The organism is Streptomyces sp. NPDC056160, from assembly GCF_042268205.1.
Taxonomy (GTDB): Bacteria; Actinomycetota; Actinomycetes; order Streptomycetales; family Streptomycetaceae; genus Streptomyces.
On the sequence record NZ_JBHJUW010000254.1, the window covers coordinates 1 to 6,113 of the forward strand.

At 71.2% G+C, this 6,113-nt stretch carries 8 protein-coding genes; 4 read left to right on the forward strand and 4 right to left on the reverse strand.

Annotation, left to right across the window (positions count from 1 at the left end):
* Positions 1–87: 87 nt before the first annotated feature.
* On the reverse strand, positions 88–357 hold the full coding sequence (locus ACFC02_RS41150; protein ID WP_376367920.1) for a hypothetical protein: 270 nt from the start codon (positions 355–357) through the stop codon (positions 88–90).
* A 430-nt stretch (positions 358–787) separates the two neighbouring features.
* Here ACFC02_RS41150 and ACFC02_RS41155 point away from each other — a divergent pair, with 430 nt between their 5' ends.
* From ACFC02_RS41155 to ACFC02_RS41165, 3 genes are all read left to right on the forward strand, one after another.
* Entirely contained in the window at positions 788–1,129 is a 342-nt protein-coding gene (locus tag ACFC02_RS41155; RefSeq protein WP_376367922.1) for a hypothetical protein, read from the forward strand.
* Between the two features lie 134 nt (positions 1,130–1,263).
* Positions 1,264–1,644, forward strand: coding sequence for a flavoprotein (locus ACFC02_RS41160; protein WP_376367924.1), 381 nt, complete (start codon positions 1,264–1,266; stop codon positions 1,642–1,644).
* Complete coding sequence (locus ACFC02_RS41165) at positions 1,644–1,856, forward strand: hypothetical protein (protein WP_376367926.1); 213 nt, start codon at positions 1,644–1,646, stop codon at positions 1,854–1,856. The genes ACFC02_RS41160 and ACFC02_RS41165 overlap by 1 nt, the downstream gene beginning before the upstream one ends.
* 75 nt (positions 1,857–1,931) lie before the next feature.
* Here ACFC02_RS41165 and ACFC02_RS41170 read toward each other — a convergent pair whose 3' ends face one another.
* The 3 genes from ACFC02_RS41170 to ACFC02_RS41180 all read right to left on the reverse strand — a co-directional run bounded on the left by ACFC02_RS41170 (position 1,932) and on the right by ACFC02_RS41180 (position 3,959).
* Positions 1,932–2,810, reverse strand: coding sequence for an AraC family transcriptional regulator (locus ACFC02_RS41170; protein WP_376367928.1), 879 nt, complete (start codon positions 2,808–2,810; stop codon positions 1,932–1,934).
* A gap of 165 nt (positions 2,811–2,975) precedes the next feature.
* Positions 2,976–3,719, reverse strand: coding sequence for a LuxR C-terminal-related transcriptional regulator (locus tag ACFC02_RS41175; protein WP_376367930.1), 744 nt, complete (start codon positions 3,717–3,719; stop codon positions 2,976–2,978).
* Between the two features lie 9 nt (positions 3,720–3,728).
* On the reverse strand, positions 3,729–3,959 hold the full coding sequence (locus ACFC02_RS41180) for a hypothetical protein (protein WP_376367932.1): 231 nt from the start codon (positions 3,957–3,959) through the stop codon (positions 3,729–3,731).
* 231 nt (positions 3,960–4,190) lie between these two features.
* Here ACFC02_RS41180 and ACFC02_RS41185 point away from each other — a divergent pair, with 231 nt between their 5' ends.
* Complete coding sequence (locus ACFC02_RS41185; protein WP_376367934.1) at positions 4,191–6,089, forward strand: S8 family serine peptidase; 1,899 nt, start codon at positions 4,191–4,193, stop codon at positions 6,087–6,089.
* Positions 6,090–6,113 lie beyond the last annotated feature (24 nt).

Genomic DNA, 6,113 nt, shown 5'->3' on the forward strand with positions numbered 1-6,113 from the left:
CCGACAAATCCCAAACAGGACAGTCGATGACGTCAGTCAGTAGGCGAGTCAGGCTCATCAGCGGAACCACCAGTCATATCTTCACTGTCAGTAGTTCTTGTGCCACTCGTTCGCCGTACCGTTTCCGCCGTCGGCGCAGTAGAAGTACGTGCCCGTGACTCCTTGCTGCTCGCCGCTCGAGCCGTTGTCCGCAGAGGCCCAGAACTGGCACGAGGACCAGCTGATGTGCTCGCGGATGAGGCTGTTGGACGGAACGGCGGTCGAGGCCTGGGCACCCGTCGTCACCGCGGCGACCGCGGCCCCGGCGAGAATTGCCACAGAGGCGATCCGCGTCTTGAACATGCGTACTCCCGTCATTGACTCACCTGATGTTCGGCTATTCCGGTTCTCGGCACGCCTGCCGAAACGAAACGGAATTTTCGCAGCTGCACGTCAAGTGTGAATGCCACTTACATTCACGGTCAATGCTGGAAGGGTGAACGAGGGATGGAATGAATCGTGAATCGCGATCGACGGCAGGACGTCGGAAATATACTCTCCGTTCACCTGGGGAGGAGGAAATATTAACCGTTATTAAAACGGATCCCGACCCGAGATGGTTCACGCGGATGCCGGGCGAAGAGAGACGGCTGACTCCACGCGGCGTCCGGTCGCCGCAGACGGAGGCGGCACCCGCGAGGGGGCCCGGGCCGGGGCCGGGCGCCGGGCTTGGGCCACACTGCGGTGACGTCCCGTCGGTCGCCGTGCGCGGAGACCGGGTCCCGCCGTCTCGTCCCCTGGGGGTCCAGTGAAGTACAGAGCCGTTCTCCTCGCGTTCTTCCTCCTGCCCGTGCTCTGGGGGGTCGTGAGTCTCGCGGGCGCCCTCACGGCTTCCGCGGAGGTCGTGTGCCCGGGGGAGAACGTGCGTGACGGCGAGGAGCACCCCGGCCCCATGCGTCCCGGGGACAGCGAGTGCTCGGTGCTGGAGGGGTCCCTCGCGGTGGCGAGCCGGACGTACGAGGAACAGCGGCACTACCAGTCCCTGCGGCGGCGACGGGAGGCCAGGAACGGTGGCCTGCTCATGGCGTACGGCACCGTCGGCGCGCTGCTGGCCTGGCGCGCCACCCGGCCCGGAGCGGCCGACGCCTGAACCCGACGGCGTTCCACGGCGTCCCGCGAGCTGCGGGCCGGCCTCCGGCACGGCCCGGGCCGACGGCACGGACGGTCAGATTCCGTGGCACATCCGGTCACACCCGGCCCGGCGCCGACGACCATCGTGAAGACATGACCAGCAACAACCCGGCCGCCTTCGGTGGACGCCTGCTCATCGGCGCCACCGGCTCCGCCGCCGTCGCCACGCTCCCGATGTACACCAACGCGCTGCGCACCGCCTTCACCGGGACGGTCACCGTCCTGATGACGCACACCGCCGCCACCTTCCTCCCGCCGCACACCGTCGCCCTGTTCGCCGACCGTGTCGTCACCGGCACGACGCCGGACGACTGGGGCCGGGAGAACCAGGCGACCCTGGCGGCGGAGCACGACATGATGACCGTCCTGCCGGCCACCGCCCACATGCTCTCCGCCGTCGCCACGGGCGCCGTCCCGAACATGCTGACCGCGACGATCGCAGCCGCCGACTTCCCCGTGTGTTCTTCCCGGTGATGACCGAAGGGATGTGGGGCAAGCCGGCGGTCCGGCGCAACGTGGAACAACTCCGCCTCGACGGCCACCACGTCGTCGAACCGCAGCGGGGACAGCGCTACGACGTCGGTCTCGGCGAGTTCGTGGAGGCGCCGGTGCCACCCGCCCCGCCCCGGTTCGTCGAGGTGGTCCGGGAACTCATGCCGGAGGGCGGCACCGCCGGGTCCGCCTGAGCGCGGCCGTCACCGCCGCCGGGAACGGTAGGTGCCGGGCGTCATGCCCGTGACGGCCCTGAACGCCCGGTACAGCTATGCCTCGCCACCGAACCCGCACTCGTGGGCCACGGCGGCGAGCGTGCGGTCGGGGTGTGCCGACACCAGCCTCTGGGCGAGCGACACGCGCAGCCCGCGGATCAGTTCCGTGAGCGGTACGCCGTCCTCGGCCAGGGCGCGGTACACCGTGCGCCGTGAGACACCGCAACCCGCGGCCACCGCGGCGGCGTCCAAGCCGGGGTCCGTGATGTTCCCGCGGACGAAGCGGAGGACACGTTCGCGGGCCAACGCCGCCGCGGACGCCTTCAGCGGTGCGGCGCCGCCGGCCCAGGACACGGCCGCGCCCAGCAGGTCGACGGCGTGCGGCAGCAGGGCCCGCGCCGCCGCAGGGTCCGCGCCCTGGAGACGGTTGAGCCCGACCAGGAAGTCCACGACCACTCGGCCGGGACCCGAGGCGCCCAGTTCCACGGCGGTCGCCCCGCTCAGGGAGCGGCGGTGCGGCAGCCAGCTCCTGGGCACCTTCACGACCAGCTGGGAGAAGACGTCCGTGAACTCCAGCGTGTAGGGGCGGGCGCTGTCGGCGAAGGCCATCTCGCCCGGGGCGAGTTCGACCGCCTGCCCGTTCTGCTCCAGCCTGGCCCGGCCGCGGAGCTGGATGTTGGCGAGGAGGACGTCCTCGTCGTCCCGGGCGATCAGCCGCCGCGTCCGCGCCACCCGCTGGGCGCCGGCAGCCAGTTCGGCGAAACCGATCCCGTCCAGGACGGACGTCTCGATCCGGCCCTCGAAGGCCCGTCCCGGCCCAGGGCGCATCACCACCCCGACAAATGTGTCGCAGACCACGTCGGACCAGTAGGCGAACGCGTCGGCTTCCCCGACGTCGCTGCTGGACCATCGGGTGTACGTGCGGTCGTTCATGTCTCCATGATGCGGCTCCGCGCGCAAGCGTGCCTGACGGACCTGGCCGGGGGAGAGGGGAGGCCCAGGGCATGTGCACACATGCCTCACCGTGTGGCCGTTCGGACCACGCCGTGGATTCAGGGGGCAGTGCCGTGTTCTCGCCCGCGCCGGCAGTTCGCCGGCTCAGAGCAGCCCGCGAGCCGAGGCCTTGATCCCCGCCTGGAACCGGGTGTCCGCCCCCAGCTTGGTCAGGACGGCGGCGACGCGCCGGGTGGCGGTCCGGGTGCTACACCCCAACTGGCGGGCGATCGCCTGGTCCTTGAGCCCGGCCTTGAGCATGCCGAGGAGCAGGAGGTCGTCCGGTCCGAAGGTGCCGTCCAGGGCCGGAGCCGTTGCCGAGATCGGCTCGGCGCGGGCCCAGTAGGCCTCGTACAGCTCCGTCAGGGCGTCGAGCATGCCCGACGGATGGATGACGAGGAGGTCGTCGTAGACCGGCCCGGACAGCGGTACCAGGGCGACCCGCTTGTCGACGATGTGCAGTTTGAACGGCAGGTCCGGCAGCATCCTGGACTGCTCGCCCAGTTCGGCGAGGCTGAGCAGCGTGGCGAACCGGCCGGGGCGCTCCATCGACTGCGGGCAGTAGATCGAACGTACGTCGATGCCCTGGCGCAGCCAGGCCGCCGTGATGTCGAACTCCTCCTCGTTGCTGTGCAGTCCGCCGTCCGGGCGGCCCACATAGGGCGGCCGGTCCAGGGCCCACATGTGACTGGTCGCGGAGTTGCTCAGCTGCTCGACCCGGTCCCGGATCAGCTCGCGGTCCGACAGGACCTCCACCAGGTTGCGCGGATCGGAGCGCAGCCGCCCCTCCCGGTAGCGTTCGGCGATCCGGTCGATCTCCGTCCTGGCCGAGGCCAGCGTGGTCTCCATCTCGAACCGTCACCTGGCCAGCAGGGGCAGCAGCGCGGCCTGGGGGTTCGTCGCCTGGAAGCGGCCGTGGCCGGTGTCGTGGAGGAGCCCGAGTTCCCGCAGTCTGGCGGCGGAGGCGAGCACGTCGTCCTCCGGCGTCCCCAGGGACGTGACGACGTCCGCGACGGTCGCCCGACCACGGTCCAGGAAGCACCGGTACACCGGTTCGTCGGACTCGGCTATGCCCAGGGCCGTGAGCACGTATGCGTACCTCCGTCGGATCGGCGTGCGACATCCGTGACGTGGTTGGTCATGCGTCCAAACCGGCCATCAGAGTATCTGGACACCTGTCCGAGGTACAGCGTTCACTTTCCTCGCCGCGACACTCGTCCGCCCGGCCCGGTCCCCTCCCACCCACCAGCCGCACGCGCAGCGCCACCCCCGAGGCGCGGAGGCGACCTTCGGCCCGGCCCATTCCTCATGGAGGAACGTGTGAGTTCCGTGTTCCGAAGAAAGACACTCGCTTGGGGTGCGCCGGCTCTGGCCGTCTCGCTGGCAGCCGTCTGCATCGGCACGCCGGTCCAAGCGGCCGGTGACCCGCAGGTCCGGGCGGCCGGTGGCCCGGCGGCCCCGGTCGCCGTCACCGGGCAGTCGCCCTCCGGCCGTTACGTCGTCACCCTCAAGGACGCGCCCGTCGCCCTCTACGAGGGCGGCGTGCACGGCCTGGCCGCCACCGCCCCCTCGGCGGGCGCCAAGGTCGACGCCTCCAGCACCGCCGCGCACCGCTACCGGGACTACCTCCGGGGGAGGCAGAGCGAGGTCGCCGCCGCGGTCGGCGCCGAGGTCCGCGGCCGTTACACGGTCGCGGTCAACGGGTTCGTCGCGAACCTGACCCCCCTCCAGGCCGTCCGCCTCAGCGGTCAGCCGGGGGTTCTCGCCGTCAGCCCCGACACCGTGGTCAAGGCGACGGACGACTCCCGCTCGACCGACTTCATGGGCCTGTCCGGGCGGCACGGGGTGTGGTCGAAGCTCGGTGGTACCGCCAAGGCCTGCAAGGGTGTGGTGGTCGGCGTCATCGACAGCGGAGTCTGGCCGCAGAGCGCGTCGTGCGCCGCCCCGGCCCTGGGCACCGCCCGGCCCACCGCCAAGGACCTGTACCGCCCTTACCGCGAGGGCGACGTGATCAAGATGAAGAAGGCCGACGGCGGCACCTTCACCGGCGTCTGCCAGACCGGTGAGGAGTTCCCCGCGAGCGCCTGCAACACCAAGCTCGTCGGCGCCCGCTACTTCGACGACAGCTGGCTGGCCACGACACCTCCCGATAAGCGGGGTGGCTACCTCTCGGCGCGTGACAGCAGCGGCCACGGCACCCACACCGCGTCCACCGCCGCGGGCGCCGCGGACGTCGCGGTGACTGTGGAGGGGCATGACTTCGGGAAGATCTCGGGGGTGGCGCCGGGCGCGGCGGTCTCCGTCTACAAGGCGCTCTGGACGGAGAAGGGCACGACGGACGCCTCCGGCTATGCCTCCGACATCGTCGCGGCGATCGACCAGGCGGTGGCGGACGGCGTCGACGTCATCAACTACTCGGCGGGCAGGGCGGTGGAGTCCTGGCTCGACGAGCCCATCGTGCAGGCGTTCCGGGCCGCGGCGCAGGCAGGTGTCTTCGTCTCGGCCGCCGCGGGCAACGAGGGTCCCTCCAGGAGCATCATCGACAACACCGCACCCTGGATGGCGACGGTCGCCGCCAGCACGCTGGAGTCCACCGAAGCCACGGTGAGGCTGGGCGACGGCCGGACCTTCGTCGGCGGCAGCCTCACCGTGCGGGCGGCCGTCGGGCCGAAGCCCCTGGTGCTCGCCGGCGACGTCAGGGCGGCCGGGGCGACGGACGAGGACGCGCGGCTGTGCCGGGAGGGCTCGCTCGACCCGGCGAAGACGGCGGGCAAGGCCGTGGTGTGCGACCGCGGGATCACCACCCGGGTGAGCAAGTCCGCCGAGGTGGCCCGCGCCGGCGGCGTCTCCATGGTCCTGGTGAACACCACCGACCAGGAGACCGACAGCGACATCCACGTGGTGCCGACCGTGCACCTGAACGTCCCGGGAGCCACGGACGTCCGCGCCTACGCGGCCACGCCGGGCGCCACGGTGACGTTGCAGCCGGGCGGCTCCACGGGGACGCCGTACCCCCAGATCCCCCCGTTCTCCTCCCGGGGCCCGTCCGCCGGCAACAAGGGCGCGCTGATCAAGCCGGACATCGCCGCGCCGGACATCGCCGCGCCGGGCGTCGGCCTGCTGGCCGCCGTCGCGCCCCCCCCGTTATGTGGGTCTTCAAAGTTGAGCGGTGCGGAGGTGTCCGCGGGCTCGGCGGGTGGTGACGCAGCGTGTGCGTAGGCGCTGGTTCGTAGCGTTGCGGAA

What these genes read in the sequence shown, in the direction of transcription:
- ACFC02_RS41150 (WP_376367920.1), bottom strand. Translation starts at nt 357, where the DNA reads ATGACGGGAGTACGCATGTTCAAGACGCGGATCGCCTCTGTGGCAATT.
- ACFC02_RS41175 (WP_376367930.1), bottom strand. Translation starts at nt 3,719, where the DNA reads ATGGAGACCACGCTGGCCTCGGCCAGGACGGAGATCGACCGGATCGCC.
- ACFC02_RS41170 (WP_376367928.1), bottom strand. Translation starts at nt 2,810, where the DNA reads ATGAACGACCGCACGTACACCCGATGGTCCAGCAGCGACGTCGGGGAA.
- ACFC02_RS41160 (WP_376367924.1), top strand. Translation starts at nt 1,264, where the DNA reads ATGACCAGCAACAACCCGGCCGCCTTCGGTGGACGCCTGCTCATCGGC.
- ACFC02_RS41165 (WP_376367926.1), top strand. Translation starts at nt 1,644, where the DNA reads ATGACCGAAGGGATGTGGGGCAAGCCGGCGGTCCGGCGCAACGTGGAA.